Below are 15040 nucleotides of genomic sequence, written 5' to 3' on the forward strand. Positions count from 1 at the left end.
AACCGGCGCAGTTGGTTCCGGGGCCCGGTCGGGGGCGGAGGCTCACACTCGCCGCAGCACCGCCACCACCTTGCCGAGGATCGTGGCCTCGTCACCGGGGATGGGCTGGTACGCGGAGTTATGAGGCAACAGCCACACGTGACCGTCCTCGCGCTTGAACCGCTTCACCGTGGCCTCGCCGTCGAGCATGGCGGCGACGATGTCGCCGTTCTCGGCGACCGGCTGGCGGCGGACCGTCACCCAGTCCCCGTCACAGATGGCCGCCTCGATCATCGAGTCGCCGACGACCTTGAGGACGAAGAGCTCACCGTCGCCGACGAGCTGCCGGGGGAGCGGGAAGACGTCCTCCACCGACTCCTCGGCGAGGATCGGGCCACCGGCCGCGATGCGGCCGACCAGTGGGACGTACGAAGCGGCGGGCTTGCCTGCCGTGTCCGTGGGCTGGCTGCTCGGCTGGTCCGAGCCACGCACCTCGTACGCCCGGGGGCGGTGCGGGTCGCGGCGCAGGAAGCCCTTGCGCTCCAGGGCCATCAGCTGGTGAGCGACCGATGAGGTGCTGGAGAGGCCTACCGCCTGCCCGATCTCCCGCATGGACGGCGGGTACCCCCGCCGCTGCACCGAGTCCCTGATGACCTCGATGACACGGCGCTGCCGGTCGGTGAGCCCTGAGCTGTCGGCGCGGATGCCAGGAGGTCGGCCCGGTAGGGAGCGTGTGGGCTTGGGGCCCTCCTGGTTCGTGGCTGCGTCATTCATGGCATGCACCGGCTCGAGTCGGCTCTGGCGGTCCTGGGCAGTGATGGTGGCGCTGTCTGCGGTGGTGGTCACGTCTGTCGGCCCCTCTCGAGATGTTCTCCCTAGTTAGCCAACGGTAGTTGCTTTCGAAAGGTTGCGCCAAACACACGTTCGAGTGAAAAATCGCAGATCGCCTGTTCTGATCATGCGTCTGGGTGTATGGCTAACGTTCGAGCCGACTGGCATTTCGGTTCATTACGGTACGCTTCACCGCCAGGGCCGCGGCCCCCTCGGTGGGGCTCCCATACTGCCACTCGGCACCCGGTCAACCCCGCACCGCCCCCTTCCCGTGCGGCGCGCGAGGCGGGCTCGTACCCTTCCCGGCGGGCCGTGGGCGCGCGACACGCGATGGGGCCGGATTTACGGTCAAACCCCAGATCTAGTGGTTGGATTGCAACCACGGCCCAGAAGTTGTGGTCCCCGGTCTTTCCAGGCCTTGGGCATCGCCTATGCTTGGGGCTGCTTCGAGGGCCTCACGGGCCTGTTGAGGCCTACGAGTCGTGTCGTGAAGGAGGGTTGGGAGTTCCATGCACTGCCCCTTCTGCAGGCACCCCGACAGTCGCGTGGTCGACAGTCGCACCACCGATGACGGCACGTCGATCCGCAGGCGCCGTCAGTGCCCCGACTGCTCCCGTCGTTTCACGACCGTGGAGACGTGTTCGCTGATGGTGGTCAAGCGCAGCGGCGTGACCGAACCGTTCAGCCGTACGAAGGTGATCAACGGCGTACGCAAGGCGTGCCAGGGGCGTCCGGTGACCGAGGACGCGCTCGCCCAGCTCGGCCAGCGGGTCGAAGAGGCGGTGCGGGCCACCGGAAGTGCCGAACTGACCACGCACGACGTCGGTCTGGCCATACTCGGTCCGCTGCAGGAGCTGGACCTCGTGGCCTATCTGCGCTTCGCGTCCGTGTACCGGGCGTTCGACTCGCTCGACGACTTCGAGGCTGCCGTCGGGGAACTGAGGGACCAGCGGGACAAGCGGCTCGACGAAGAGCCGCAGGGCGCCGGCGGGGAGCCCGGCGCGAAGGATTGCGGGCCCGGAGGGACTGTCGAAGTCCCGGTGCCCGCCACTGCCGCCGACTGACCGGCTGAACGGCCGACGGCGGCACACACAGACCTGTTGCGGAGGCCTCGCGGCTTTCGCGGCACCAGACAACACCGTGTCACGGGAACATCGTGGCACTTCAGGGCGTTTTAGCCTGATACAGGGAGGCGGCATGACCGAGACGACGAGCGGCCCGGCACGAGGTTCCCGAGCCAAGGGATCCAAGGCCAGCAAGGGTCTGCGTATCGAGCGCATCCATACGACGCCCGGCGTGCATCCGTACGACGAGGTGGTCTGGGAGCGCCGAGACGTCGTCATGACCAACTGGCGCGACGGCTCGGTCAACTTCGAGCAGCGTGGCGTCGAGTTCCCCGACTTCTGGTCGGTGAACGCGGTCAACATCGTCACCAGCAAGTACTTCCGCGGGGCCGTTGGCACCCCGCAGCGCGAGACCGGCCTCAAGCAGCTGATCGACCGCATCGTGAAGACCTATCGGAAGGCCGGCGAGGACTACAGCTACTTCGCCTCGCCCGCCGACGCCGAGATCTTCGAGCACGAGCTGGCGTACGCCCTCCTGCACCAGATCTTCAGCTTCAACTCGCCGGTCTGGTTCAACGTCGGAACGCCCCAGCCGCAGCAGGTCTCCGCCTGCTTCATCCTGGCCGTCGACGACTCCATGGACTCGATCCTCGACTGGTACAAGGAAGAGGGGATGATCTTCAAGGGCGGCTCAGGCGCCGGCCTGAACCTGTCCCGCATCCGTTCCTCCAAGGAACTGCTGTCCTCTGGTGGCAACGCCTCGGGACCGGTCTCCTTCATGCGTGGTGCCGACGCGTCCGCAGGAACGATCAAGTCGGGTGGCGCCACGCGCCGCGCGGCCAAGATGGTCATCCTCGACGTCGACCACCCCGACATCGAGGGCTTCATCGAGACCAAGGTGAAGGAAGAGGAGAAGATCCGCGCCCTGCGTGACGCGGGCTTCGACATGGACCTGGGCGGCGACGACATCACGTCCGTCCAGTACCAGAACGCCAACAACTCGGTCCGCGTGAACGACACGTTCATGAAGGCGGTCGAGGAGGGCGGCAAGTTCGGCCTGACGTCCCGCATGACGGGTGACGTCATCGAGGAGGTCGACGCCAAGTCGCTCTTCCGCAAGATGGCCGAGGCCGCCTGGGCCTGCGCCGACCCCGGCATCCAGTACGACGACACCATCAACGCCTGGCACACCTGCCCGGAGTCCGGCCGGATCAACGGCTCGAACCCGTGCAGTGAGTACATGCACCTGGACAACACGTCCTGCAACCTCGCCTCGCTGAACCTGATGAAGTTCCTCAAGGACGACGGCAAGGGCAACCAGTCGTTCGACTCCGAGCGCTTCTCCAAGGTCGTCGAGCTGGTCATCACGGCGATGGACATCTCCATCTGCTTCGCGGACTTCCCGACGCAGAAGATCGGCGAGAACACCCGCGCCTTCCGCCAGCTGGGCATCGGTTACGCCAACCTCGGCGCCCTCCTGATGGCCACCGGCCACGCGTACGACTCCGACGGCGGCCGCTCCCTGGCCGGCGCCATCACCTCCCTGATGACGGGTACGTCGTACAAGCGTTCCGCCGAGCTCGCCGCGGTCGTCGGCCCCTACGAGGGCTACGCCAAGAACGCCACGCCGCACAAGCGCGTCATGAAGCAGCACGCCGACGCGAACGCCACGGCGCCCCGCGTGGACGACCTGGACTCGCCGATCTGGGCCGCCGCCACGGAGGCCTGGCAGGACGTGATCCGCCTCGGCGAGAAGAACGGTTTCCGTAACTCCCAGGCGTCCGTCATCGCCCCGACCGGCACCATCGGTCTCGCGATGTCCTGCGACACCACGGGCCTGGAGCCCGACCTCGCCCTGGTGAAGTTCAAGAAGCTCGTCGGTGGCGGCTCGATGCAGATCGTCAACGGCACCGTGCCGCAGGCCCTGCGTCGCCTGGGTTACCAGGAGGAGCAGATCGAGGCGATCGTCGCCCACATCGCCGACCACGGCAATGTGATCGACGCCCCCGGCCTGAAGCCCGAGCACTACGAGGTCTTCGACTGCGCGATGGGCGAGCGTTCCATCTCCGCGATGGGCCACGTCCGGATGATGGCGGCCATCCAGCCGTGGATCTCCGGAGCGCTCTCCAAGACGGTCAACCTGCCGGAGACGGCGACCGTCGAGGACGTCGAAGAGGTCTACTACGAGGCCTGGAAGATGGGCGTCAAGGCGCTCGCCATCTACCGCGACAACTGCAAGGTCGGCCAGCCCCTCTCCGCCAAGAAGAAGGAGCAGGAGAAGGTCGAGGTCACCGAGAAGACCGAGGACACGATCCGTGCCGCGGTCGAGAAGGTGGTCGAGTACCGTCCCGTGCGCAAGCGCCTTCCCAAGGGCCGCCCGGGGATCACCACCTCCTTCACCGTGGGTGGCGCCGAGGGTTACATGACCGCCAACTCCTACCCGGACGACGGTCTCGGCGAGGTCTTCCTGAAGATGTCCAAGCAGGGCTCGACCCTCGCGGGCATGATGGATGCCTTCTCGATCGCCGTCTCCGTGGGCCTGCAGTACGGCGTTCCGCTGGAGACGTACGTCTCGAAGTTCACGAACATGCGCTTCGAGCCGGCCGGCATGACGGACGACCCGGACGTGCGGATGGCGCAGTCGATCGTCGACTACATCTTCCGCCGCCTGGCGCTGGACTTCCTGCCCTTCGAGACGCGCTCCGCGCTCGGCATCCACTCGGCCGAGGAGCGTCAGCGTCACCTGGAGACGGGTTCGTACGAGCCGTCCATGGACGAGTCGGACGTCGACGTCGAGGGCCTGGCCCAGTCCGCCCCGCGGCAGCCCGAGGTCCTGAAGGCGGTCGCCGAACCGAAGGCCGAGGCCGAGAAGCCCGCTCCGCAGCAGGCGCACACCAGCGCCGAGCTCGTCGAGATGCAGCTCGGCATCCAGGCCGACGCGCCGCTGTGCTTCTCCTGCGGCACGAAGATGCAGCGGGCCGGCTCCTGCTACATCTGCGAGGGCTGCGGCTCGACCAGCGGTTGCAGCTGACCCGGCCGGGAGCTCCCGGCACCAGCCGTGAGTGAAGCCTGACCGTCCAGGGCGGTGACGTCGAGAGATCGGCGTCACCGCCCTTGGCGTTTCCCGGTCCGGGCGTGGTGCTCAGATCTCGGTGCCCATCACCGCGGCGAAGGACGTCGGGTCGGCGTCGAACCCGCGGATCATCTCGCGGAAGGACCATGCGCCCGACTCGTCGCGGTTGAACTCCGCGATCGTCGCAGCGGTGTGCCCGGAGACGGCGGAGAGATCGCTCTGCGCGAGGTCGGTGTGCCCCTCGCGGATGCGCACCCCGGTGTTCGGGATGTCGCCGAACACCTTGCGCGCCTCGTTGGGCTGTATGGCGACGCCGACCACCACGCGCGCGTAGGCAACCGCGAGCCGGTCGAGCTCCAGGGTCATGACCTCGTCGAAGCCGAAGCCCTGGCCCGTCTTGCTGTCCCTGTTGAGGGTGATCGTCCCGTCGGGGGCGCGGCTGTCGAAGTGCACCAGGTACACCGGGCTGTCGTACGGAGCGTGCGCGGCGTAGGTCGCGGCGATGATGTCGAGATCATGCGCGGGCGCGCCGACCGGGCTGGGGTCCCATTTGAGCCCGACCTCGACCTTCTTGATCCCCTTGCTGACACTGCTCACGGAGCTCCACCTCGTCGTACTCGTCGTCATCCCGGCTGCCGCTGCCGCACCACGCATGTCCGGACGGCATGTCTTACGGACACGCTACGGCGTATGACTGACATCACTGAAGTTTCCTGATCGGTAAGGCTGTTGGGGCTGACGCGGACATTCCAGGTGGCGTGCCCCTGCGCGCGCGTAGATCATTGCCCTCATGACATGGAACGGGGAAGAACTGGACATCGAGGCCTACTTGGCCAGGGTCGGTCATGAAGGGGAGGCGAAGCCTGACTTCGACACCCTCCGTGCGCTGCACCGTGCGCATGTGGCGTCGATCCCCTTCGAGAACCTGGAGATGATGCTCGGACGATCCGTGCCGCTGGATCTGGGCGCTCTGCAGGACAAGTTGGTGCGACAGCGCAGAGGCGGCTACTGCTACGAGCAGAACCTTCTGTTCGCGGCGGCTTTGGAGCGGATCGGTTTCGCCGTCACGGGGCTCGGTGCCCGGGTCAGGGCGGGTGCCTCGTCGCGGCGCGCGGTGACGCACATGCTCCTGAAGGTCGAGGCGGATGGTCGGCAGTGGCACTGTGACGTCGGTTTCGGCGCCGAGGGCCTGATCGAACCGATCCCTCTGGGGGACGAGGGCGACGTACGGCAAGACGTGCGACAAGGAGAGTGGCGGTTCGGGATCGTCCAAGAGGCAAACGGTGCGCGGGTGTTGCGGACCGAGCACGCGGACGGCTGGTTCGACCTCTACGAATACACGCTGGAAGAACGTCTTGCCGTCGACTACGTAGTGATGAACCACTACACATCGACCCACCCCTTGTCGTCGTTCATCCGCCGCCCGGTGATCCAGAAGGCCGCTCCCGAGGTGCGGCGCACCTTGGTCGGCGAGCGCCTGACAGTGACGCGACCGGACGGCACATCGGACGAACGGGACGTATCCGCGGAGGAGTTGGGGAACCTCCTCGACCGTGAGTTCGGTATTGAACTGACCGCCGATGATCGCGCCGGGCTGATCCGGGCGCACTACGCCGGAGCGTGACCCGGGCCACGTTCCGCGCCGTACGATGGCGCGGTGCTGGTCAAGTGGATTCGCTGCACCGTGGTGGACCGACGGGGGTTCGAGCGGGGACAGCGGAAGTGGGCGGGGCTTCTGGGGGAGCCGGGGTTCCGGGGACAGGGCGGGGGGTGGAGTCGGGAGCGGCCGGGCGTGGCGCACGTCTTCGGCTTCTGGGAAAGCCGGGCCTTCTACGACTCCTTCATGGCGCGCTCGCATGACCGGCTCGCCGCCACGCAGTCGGGCACCTTCAAGGACATCCAGATCAAGCTCTTCGACCATCGTTTCGACGTGAAGACGGGCTTCGAACCGCGCTTCACGGACGCCGACGTGGTGCGGGTGGCGCACTGCCGGGTCCGCGAGGCGCGGGTGGAGCACTTCGCGCTCATGCAGGAGAAGGTCTGGAATCCGGCGATGGCGGGCTCTCCGGGGATGGTGCGCGGGCTCTTCGGGGAGGCACCCGGGCATGAGTTCCTGGTGCTCTCCATGTGGCTTTCGGCCGCCGAGCACGGCAAGTACCGCAGGGAGCGCGTGGAGCGCCTCTTGCTGCGGGCCCAGACGGAGGCCGACGTCGCCGCGCTCGCCGGTGACGTCGTGGAACTGGAGCCGTCGTGGACGGTGTGACACCCCACATGCGGTGACCTGCGGTTTTGCTGCCGTGAGCGGAAGCGGCGGCGGCAATCGCGTACGCCGGATGGAGCCCCGGCGGCCGACCGGTTGAGCCGCGGGGGAGGGGCCGATCTAGGGTTTCCGTATGGCACGTCCGCAGCGCATCTTCCTTGTCCGGCACGGCGAGTCGGCCGGAAACGCCGACGACACCGTGTACGAACGCGAACCCGATCACGCGCTGGCGCTCACCGAGAAGGGCTGGCGCCAGGCGGAGGAGACGGGTGAGCAGCTACGGGAGGTCGTCGGCCGGGAGCGGGTGAGCGTGTACGTCTCGCCCTACCGACGTACCCACGAAACCTTCCGGGCCCTGCGGCTCGACCCCGATTTGGTGAGAATCCGCGAGGAGCCGCGCCTGCGGGAGCAGGACTGGGGAAACTGGCAGGACAGGGACGACGTCAGGCTGCAGAAGGCCTACCGGGACGCGTACGGGCACTTCTTCTACCGCTTCGCCCAGGGTGAGTCAGGGGCCGACGTGTACGACAGGGTGGGCGCGTTCCTGGAGAGTCTCTACCGGAGTTTCGAGGCCCCGGACCATCCCCCGAACGTCCTTCTTGTCACCCATGGCCTGACCATGCGGCTCTTTTGCATGCGCTGGTTCCACTGGTCGGTGGCGGAGTTCGAGTCGCTGTCCAACCCCGGGAACGGCGAGATGAGGACGCTGGTGCTCGGCGACGACGGCAAGTACACACTGGACCGGCCATTCGAACGCTGGCGCGAACCCGAGCCCTACGGCGTCACCGGATAGAGTGGCAGGGCGATGACCGCTGACTCCTCTCCCGACCGGCGCCTGGCCCGCGCTCTGGCCAGCCTGCGTGGACTGGCGGTGGGGGACGCGCTGGGCTCACAGTTCTTCGTGCCCGCGAACTACCCCCTGCTGAAGCGCCGCGAAGCGCCCCAAGGTCCCTGGCAGTGGACCGACGACACCGAGATGGCCTGTTCCGTGCTCGCGGTCCTGATCCGGCACGACCGGATCGACCAGGACGCCCTGGCCCTGTCCTTCGCCGAGCACCACGACTTCGACCGCGGCTACGGCCCTGCCGTGAACCGGCTGCTCAGGCAGGTCCGGGAGGGCGGGGACTGGCGTGAGCTGGCCTCCGCGCTGTTCAAGGGGCAGGGCTCCTGGGGCAACGGGGCGGCCATGCGGATCGCCCCGCTCGGTGCCTGGTACGCGGACGATCCCGAGCAGGCGACCCACCAGGCGGAGATCTCCGCCTACCCCACGCACCAGCACCGTGAGGCGGTCGTGGGAGCCATGGCGGTGGCCGCTGCTTCGGCGCTCACGGCCGACCCCGCGGGGCCGCCCGCGCCGAAGGCGTTGCTCGACGGCGTGATCGACCTCGTGCCCCGTAGCGCAGTGGGAGCGGGGCTCCGTCGCGCGCGGGACATGCTCGACTACGGGGACGCGGCGACGGTCGCCGCGGTCCTCGGCTGCGGCCGCCGCACGACGGCACACGACACGGTGCCGTTCGCGCTGTGGTCGGCCGCTCGTGGCCTGGGTGACTACGAGCGGGCCATCTGGTCCACCGCGCAGGTGGGCGGCGACATGGACACGACCTGCGCCATCGTGGGCGGAGTGGTCGCTGCCGGCGAGGGCGGAGCGCCCTCCGACGCGTGGCTGGAGCGGACCGAGGCATTGCCCGGCTGGGTGCCGGTCACGGCAGGCTGACTTCGCTTTTTACGGCGGGCTGACCTGGGCGGTCGCGGCGGGCTGACCTCGGGGTTCCTGTGCGACTGTCACGGTCATGCCACAGCATGGCCGATGTGGGGGCCGTCGTGGGCTGCCCGGCTACTCTTTCCGGCAGGCCGCGAGTTGATCATGGCTTGCGCCTCAAAGAGATGCCGGTCGCCCGGCGGCCCCGCCACGCGTGCGTGCCGTCTGCTGCACGTGCGGGCCGGCCGGGAGGGGGTCCCGTGTCCGATTCACCGTCCACACCTGAGCCATCAGATGTGGAGGATTCACCAGCACAGCCGGTAGGAGATCCAGCCAGAAAGCCGCCGGCAGTGCGGCGAGCGGACGGCGACAGCCACGGCGAGGCGCCCGAGGAACCCCAGGACGCCGTGCCCCGGCCGCGCCCCGCGGGGGACGGCCCAGGGCCTCGTCCCGACTGGGCGTACCCGGAGGGCGCATACAGGCACGAGCCGTTGTTGGCCGGCCTGCGTTCCGAGCCGCCCGCCCCGGTCCGCGCGGGGACGCTCGGCGCGGTGCTCGCGACCGGCCTGCTGAGCATGCTGCTGCTCGGCGACGGGCTCGCGCTCAACCTGCTGATCGTCGCCGTGCCCGCCGCGCTCGCCGCGTACTTCGCCGCCGAGCAGGCCGGTCGTAGGCCGCGCCCATGGACGCTGGCCTGGGCCATCGGCGGCCTCGCGCTGCTTGCCGTGCCCGCGCTGCGGGACGCGGGCTGGCCCTCGTTCCTCGCCATCGTCGGCGCCGTCGGCCTCGGCTCGCTCGCGCTGCACGGCTGCCGTACCTGGCCCGGCGTGCTGCTCGGCCCGATCGGTCTCTTCGAAGCGGTGCTCTCCGGCCTCGGCTGGGGCTGGCGCGGGATGCGGGACCGTGCGAGCGGGTCCAGGAGCGGTCCCGTACTGCGGGCGGTCGCGGTGACCGCCGTGTTGCTGCTGGTCTTCGGCGCACTGTTCGCGGGGGCCGACGCCGCTTTCGCGGGGCTGCTCGGCGATCTGATGCCCGACGCCTCCGTTGCCGACGGGCCGTGGCGTCTGCTGCTCTTCGCGGCCGGTGTCGTAGGGGCGCTCGCCGCGGCGCACACCGCTGCCGCGCCCGTGCGGTGGGACCGGCTCGTCGTGAGTCCTGGACGGGAGCGGGGCCGCGTCGAGTGGGCGCTGCCGCTGATCGTCCTGAACCTGCTGTTCGCGGCCTTCAACGTGGTGCAGCTTGCCGTGCTCTTCGGGGGCTACGACGCGGTCCTGGAGAAGACCGACCTGTCGTACGCCGCGTACGCACGCCAGGGCTTCTGGCAGCTGCTGCTCGCCACGCTGCTCACCCTGGTCGTCATCGTCCTCGCCCTGCGCTGGGCACCGCGAGGCGGGGCGCGTGACCGAGGTCTGGTGCGCGCCGTGCTCGGCACGCTCTGCGCCCTCACACTCGTCGTCGTCGCGTCAGCGGTGCGGCGCATGGACATGTACGTCGAGGCGTACGGCCTCACCAGGCTGAGGGTGTCGGTCGTGGCCGTCGAGCTCTGGCTCGGCCTGGTCATCGTGCTGATCATGGCGGCCGGGGTGTGGGGCGCGCGGTGGTTGCCGCGCGCCGTTGCGGCGAGCGCGGCCGCCGGTGTACTGGCCTTCGGGCTCCTCTCGCCTGACGGACTCATCGCCGAGCGCAATGTGCAGCGCTACGAAGACACCGGGAAGTTCGACCTGGAGTACGCGCGAGGGCTGTCCGCCGATGCTGCTGCTGCTTTCGACGGGCTGGCGGAACCGCTGCGTTCCTGCGTCCTCGAGGGCATCGAGACGAGCCTCGGTCCCGAGAGGGGCCCTTGGTACGCCACCAGCCTGGGGGAGGCGCGGGCCAGGGAGATCCTCGACGACCGGCCGCCCGAGGCACCCTCGTCGGGCTGCACAGACCAGGGCGGGGAGACCTCGTACCGCTGAGTCGTGCGCGGTCGGGGGCGCCGGTCTTCTGGGCAGCGAGAGTGCGGCAGTGGTCTTCCACGGCGGCGAGTGCCGGGTCGCTCTCCCGCCGCCGCGGGCGACCCGGCACCGCGGGCGGTCCGGCACTGCGGGCGGCCCGCCGCGGGCGACCCGGCACGTACGCGTGGGGGCCTGCCTGTCAGCCGCCCGCCGGACCCGCCGCGCTCGCCGTACCGGACAGCGCGTCCATGTCGCTCTTGCGTACCCGGACCACCACCAGCGCGATGACCAGGGCGAGCAGGGCCATGGCGACGGCCGGTATGAAGGCCGTCGAGATCCCCTCGGACAGCACTTCGTGCCCCCAGGGCGCGGGCAGTTCGCCGGTCTTGGCGAAGGCGGCCTTCTGTTCCGGCGAGGCGTTCGCCATGAAGTCCGCCATCTGTTCCTTGCCCTCGTCGCGGCTCGCCGTGCCGAACACCGTGGTCAGGATGGAGAGGCCGAGCGAACCGCCCACCTGCTGCGTCGCGTTGAGCAGCCCTGATGCCGCGCCCGCCTCGTGTTGGGCCACTCCGGAGACGGCTGTCAGTGTCAGGGTCACGAAGTTCAGACCCATGCCGAAGCCGAACAGGAGCATCGGGCCGAGCACACCGCTCACGTACGAACTGTCCGGGCTGATGAGGGTCTGCCAGCCGAGTCCGAGGGCGACGAGGGCCGATCCGATCACCATGAACGGCTTGGGGCCGAGGGTCGGAAGCAGCCGTTGGGAGATGCCGGCGCCCGCCACGATCGCGACCGTGACCGGCAGGAAGGCGAGGCCCGCCTCGATCGGTGTGTAGCCCAGGACGTTCTGGACGAAGAGCACGATGAAGAAGAACATGCCGAACATCGCCGCGGCCAGGCTCAGCATGATCACGTACGAGCCGGAGCGATTGCGGTCGGCGAACATCTTCAGCGGAGTGATCGGTTCCTTCGCCCGGCTCTCGATCAGGGCGAAGGCGAGGAGCAGCACGATCGCCGCGCCGAACGACCCCATGGTGAGGCTGTCGCTCCAGCCGTCCTCGGCCGCCCGGATGAACCCGTAGACCAGGGAGGCCATGCCGAGGGTCGACGTGAGGGCGCCCGCGATGTCGAAACGGCCCGGATGGCGCTCGGACTCGCTGATGTAGAGCGGGGTGAGGAAGGCGATCAGGATGCCGATGGGCACGTTCACGAACAGCACCCAGCGCCAGTCGAGCCACTCGGTGAGCATGCCGCCGGTCAGCAGGCCGATGGCGCCGCCGCCCGCGGAGACGGCTGCGAACACCCCGAAGGCGCGGTTGCGCTCGGGGCCTTCGGGAAACGTCGTGGTGATGAGGGCCAGGGAGGTTGGCGACGCGATCGCGCCACCCACGCCCTGCAGGGCGCGCGCCGCCAGCAGCTGCCAGGGCTCCTGCGCGAATCCGCCCAGGAGCGAGGCGAGGGTGAAGACCAGGATGCCGGTCATGAAGACCCGGCGGCGGCCGAGGATGTCCCCGGCCCGGCCGCCGAGAAGCAGCAGGCCGCCGAAGGTGAGGGTGTAAGCGCTGACGACCCAAGTGAGGTCGGTGGTCGAGAATTTGAGCGCGTCCTGAATGTGCGGGAGCGCGATGTTCACAATCGTCGCGTCGAGGACCACCATGAGTTGGCAGGCCGCGATGACGGTCAGGGCTATACCGGGCCGGCCTTCTCGGCGGGCGGCACCGGGCTTCTGACCTTTGGCTAACTGAGAGGTTGTCACTATGGGTCCCCCACAAGTGCGTTAGTGAACGCTCCCGTTCACTGTCCCGTCAACGGTAGTGACTCCCCATCAGTGAACGCAACCGTTCACTGACACTGCCTCGAACTCCAACGGAGAGATGTCGATGGTTACTTCGCGCTGGAGCGCCGCACCCGCTCAGACGGCCTCCCTGCGCCGCCGGGGCCCCGTCCTCGAACGGGCGATCCTCGAGGCCACGCTCGAACAGCTCAGCACCGTCGGCTGGGCCGGCCTGACGATGGAGGGCGTGGCCGCGGGCGCGCAGACCGGCAAGGCCGCCGTCTATCGCCGCTGGCCCTCCAAGGAGGACCTCGTCGTCGACGCGCTGCAGGCCGGCCTTCCGAAACTCGACTCCGCACCGGACTGCGGAGGGGTCAGGGAGGACCTCCTCCAGCTGTGCAGCCAGATGCGTGAGGCGATGTTCTCGCGGCCCGGGTTCGCTCTCCGCGCGGTCCTTCACGAGTGCGACACGGTGACGGCCGAGCGGTTTCACGGCGTGATCTTCGACGGGGTCATCGGGCCGAGCGTGGGATTGATCCAAGAGGTCGTACGCCGCGGGGTCGAGCGCGGAGAGGTCCGTCCCGAGGCCACGAATTCCTACGTATGCGAGGTCATTCCGGCGATGATGATGTACCGATCCAAGGTGTGCGGGAGCGAATGGGGGGACGAGGAGTTCGCCGACCTGATCGATCAGGTCATGGTTCCGCTGCTTCGTCGGTAGACCTGGGTGTCGCTGGCGGCATGTGGCGGCGTACGCTGTCAGGCGCCATGCCGTACGAACCACCCACCCACACCGTCGAGCGCTCCCTTCGCGCTACCACCGGAGCGAAGATCGTTGCCGGAGTCGACGAAGTCGGGCGCGGCGCGTGGGCGGGACCGGTCACCGTATGTGCGGCGATCACGGGACTGCGCAGGCCGCCCGAAGGACTCACCGACTCCAAGCTGATCACTCCCAAGCGGCGCACCACGCTCGCGGGGGAGCTGGAGAGCTGGGTCACGGCCTATGCGCTGGGGCACTCCTCGCCCGAGGAGATCGACGACATGGGGATGACCGCCGCGCTGCGGCTCGCCGCGGTGCGCGCCCTGGAGGCGCTTCCGGTGCGTCCGGAAGCGGTGATCCTCGACGGGAAGCACGACTATCTCGGGATTCCCTGGCGGGTTCGTACGGTGATCAAGGGCGACCAATCCTGTGTGGCCGTCGCCGCGGCGTCGGTGATCGCGAAGGTTCGGCGCGACAAAATGATGGCCGAACTGGGTATCGAACATGCAGACTTCGGTTTTGCGGCCAACGCCGGCTATCCGTCGCCGGTGCACAAGGCCGCGCTGGCGGAGCGGGGGCCCACCCCGTACCACCGGATGTCGTGGGCGTATCTTGATGCGCTGCCCCAGTGGCGGCATCTCAAGAAGGCCCGCAGCTGGGCGGATGGAAGCGTTCCGGAGATCGAGGGCCAGCTCGGCTTCGATTTCTGACGCTTCCGGCAGTTCCCATCGCACTCCAGTGCCACCCGCCGATGCCACCCGCACCGGCGTTTGATAAATAACAACGCATGCCTCTCAGTCCCGAGGAGCCTCAGATTCACGAGAGTGCCCAGGGTCCCCGCGTGACCCCGGCCAGTGGCCGCATCACGCCGACCCCCCGCCCCGTACCCGGCCCGCGTCCCGCGGCCGCGCCGCGTCCTGGCCGACCGGGCCCCGCCCGGCCGACGCCGCCGGCGCAGCGCACGTCGCGTGAGCCGGCCGCCAAGCCCGGGCCGTCCGCCCCGGCTGTTTCCGTATCGTCCGTCGCTCCCGCCGGTGTCCCCGCGGGCCCCGCGACGGACGCCGGTACTTCGGTTCCGCAGATCCAGCTGATCCCGGCTCCCGTCGAGGGGGCGCTCGACGCCGCCGAGGAAGCCGTTGACCTGCTGCTCGACTCGGGCCGCGCTCCGGGTGAGGTGCTGGTGATCACCACCGGCGACCCGCACCCGTGGGCCACGCACGAGCTGTCGTTCGGCGAGGTCTCCTACTGGGCTCAGCACGACGCGGGTGACGACGTCTTCTACGCGGACGCCGCCGCCCTGGACCGTGCCGTGTCCCGCCCCGTGGTCGTCGTCGCCATCAACGGCGGCAGCGAGGAGATCGCTGTCGGCGCGCTGCCGACGGCGCTCGCCCGGGCCGGAACCCTGCTGATCGTCTGCGGTGACCCGCAGCGGATCAACGCGATGCTGGGCGCGGGCGTCTGACGCTCGCTGTCCGACATCCGCGCCACGGCTTCGGCTGCCTGACGTTCGTCGTCAGGTGGACGAAGTCGCGGCGTGGGGCGACCGGTTTCGGTGACATGGCGAAGTGAGCTGCGAGCTGTGGTGTCGCGCATAGCGCGACGCTGCCGGTCGGCGCGCGCCGGTCCATGCCTGTGGCCCGCTTCGCGGCGGGTGGTGCGGCGGACG

13 protein-coding genes are annotated in these 15040 nt (G+C 69.0%); 10 read left to right on the forward strand and 3 right to left on the reverse strand.

All coding sequences use genetic code 11. The features are described 5' to 3' along the window. Positions 1–42 precede the first annotated feature (42 nt). Positions 43–825: a transcriptional repressor LexA gene (lexA, locus tag ACWD02_RS17560; RefSeq protein ID WP_363209982.1), complete on the reverse strand. Its 783-nt coding sequence runs from the start codon at positions 823–825 to the stop codon at positions 43–45. Between the two features lie 494 nt (positions 826–1319). On the opposite strand from lexA, the gene nrdR reads away from it, so the two are divergent. Together nrdR and ACWD02_RS17570 are read left to right on the forward strand one after the other, a co-directional pair. Next, on the forward strand, positions 1320–1874 hold the full coding sequence (nrdR, locus tag ACWD02_RS17565; RefSeq protein WP_451210996.1) for a transcriptional regulator NrdR: 555 nt from the start codon (positions 1320–1322) through the stop codon (positions 1872–1874). Positions 1875–2007: 133 nt separating this feature from the next. Further along, on the forward strand, positions 2008–4905 hold the full coding sequence (locus ACWD02_RS17570) for a vitamin B12-dependent ribonucleotide reductase (protein WP_451210999.1): 2898 nt from the start codon (positions 2008–2010) through the stop codon (positions 4903–4905). A 111-nt stretch (positions 4906–5016) separates the two neighbouring features. Here the strand turns inward: ACWD02_RS17570 and ACWD02_RS17575 are convergent, their stop codons facing one another. After that, on the reverse strand, positions 5017–5544 hold the full coding sequence (locus tag ACWD02_RS17575; RefSeq protein ID WP_451211002.1) for a TerD family protein: 528 nt from the start codon (positions 5542–5544) through the stop codon (positions 5017–5019). A 193-nt stretch (positions 5545–5737) separates the two neighbouring features. On the opposite strand from ACWD02_RS17575, the gene ACWD02_RS17580 reads away from it, so the two are divergent. From ACWD02_RS17580 to ACWD02_RS17600, 5 genes are all read left to right on the forward strand, one after another. After that, entirely contained in the window at positions 5738–6571 is an 834-nt protein-coding gene (locus ACWD02_RS17580; RefSeq protein ID WP_451211005.1) for an arylamine N-acetyltransferase family protein, read from the forward strand. 33 nt (positions 6572–6604) lie between these two features. Continuing rightward, positions 6605–7210 carry a YdbC family protein gene (locus ACWD02_RS17585; RefSeq protein ID WP_451211008.1) on the forward strand — a complete coding sequence of 202 codons (606 nt, stop codon included), beginning with the start codon at positions 6605–6607 and terminating at the stop codon, positions 7208–7210. 130 nt (positions 7211–7340) lie between these two features. Continuing rightward, positions 7341–8000: a histidine phosphatase family protein gene (locus ACWD02_RS17590; RefSeq protein ID WP_451211011.1), complete on the forward strand. Its 660-nt coding sequence runs from the start codon at positions 7341–7343 to the stop codon at positions 7998–8000. A 12-nt stretch (positions 8001–8012) separates the two neighbouring features. After that, positions 8013–8921, forward strand: a complete 909-nt coding sequence (locus tag ACWD02_RS17595) for an ADP-ribosylglycohydrolase family protein (RefSeq protein WP_451211014.1) — start codon at positions 8013–8015, stop codon at positions 8919–8921. A gap of 170 nt (positions 8922–9091) precedes the next feature. Then, positions 9092–10861, forward strand: coding sequence for a DUF4153 domain-containing protein (locus tag ACWD02_RS17600; RefSeq protein WP_451212017.1), 1770 nt, complete (start codon positions 9092–9094; stop codon positions 10859–10861). Positions 10862–11039: 178 nt separating this feature from the next. On the opposite strand, the gene ACWD02_RS17605 is transcribed toward ACWD02_RS17600, so the two are convergent. Then, the gene (locus ACWD02_RS17605) at positions 11040–12596 is read right to left on the reverse strand and encodes an MFS transporter (RefSeq protein ID WP_451211017.1); all 1557 of its coding nucleotides are present in this window, start codon (positions 12594–12596) and stop codon (positions 11040–11042) included. Positions 12597–12720: 124 nt separating this feature from the next. Between ACWD02_RS17605 and ACWD02_RS17610 the strand changes: the two genes are divergently transcribed. From ACWD02_RS17610 to ACWD02_RS17620, 3 genes are all read left to right on the forward strand, one after another. Next, a complete protein-coding gene (locus ACWD02_RS17610; protein WP_451211019.1) occupies positions 12721–13335 on the forward strand; it encodes a TetR/AcrR family transcriptional regulator in 615 nt (204 codons plus the stop codon). A 47-nt stretch (positions 13336–13382) separates the two neighbouring features. Beyond that, positions 13383–14084 (forward strand): ribonuclease HII, encoded by a 702-nt coding sequence (locus tag ACWD02_RS17615; RefSeq protein WP_451211022.1) that lies wholly within the window; start codon positions 13383–13385, stop codon positions 14082–14084. 77 nt (positions 14085–14161) lie between these two features. Next, positions 14162–14836, forward strand: a complete 675-nt coding sequence (locus ACWD02_RS17620; RefSeq protein WP_451211025.1) for a hypothetical protein — start codon at positions 14162–14164, stop codon at positions 14834–14836. Positions 14837–15040 lie beyond the last annotated feature (204 nt).

It is taken from the genome of Streptomyces sp. NPDC002853, assembly GCF_053591915.1.

Coding starts and splice junctions, on each gene's coding strand:
- ACWD02_RS17600 (WP_451212017.1), top strand. CDS start 9,092: ATGCCGGTCGCCCGGCGGCCCCGCCACGCGTGCGTGCCGTCTGCTGCA.
- ACWD02_RS17595 (WP_451211014.1), top strand. CDS start 8,013: ATGACCGCTGACTCCTCTCCCGACCGGCGCCTGGCCCGCGCTCTGGCC.
- nrdR (WP_451210996.1), top strand. CDS start 1,320: ATGCACTGCCCCTTCTGCAGGCACCCCGACAGTCGCGTGGTCGACAGT.
- ACWD02_RS17615 (WP_451211022.1), top strand. CDS start 13,383: ATGCCGTACGAACCACCCACCCACACCGTCGAGCGCTCCCTTCGCGCT.
- ACWD02_RS17610 (WP_451211019.1), top strand. CDS start 12,721: ATGGTTACTTCGCGCTGGAGCGCCGCACCCGCTCAGACGGCCTCCCTG.
- ACWD02_RS17620 (WP_451211025.1), top strand. CDS start 14,162: ATGCCTCTCAGTCCCGAGGAGCCTCAGATTCACGAGAGTGCCCAGGGT.
- ACWD02_RS17570 (WP_451210999.1), top strand. CDS start 2,008: ATGACCGAGACGACGAGCGGCCCGGCACGAGGTTCCCGAGCCAAGGGA.
- ACWD02_RS17580 (WP_451211005.1), top strand. CDS start 5,738: ATGACATGGAACGGGGAAGAACTGGACATCGAGGCCTACTTGGCCAGG.
- ACWD02_RS17590 (WP_451211011.1), top strand. CDS start 7,341: ATGGCACGTCCGCAGCGCATCTTCCTTGTCCGGCACGGCGAGTCGGCC.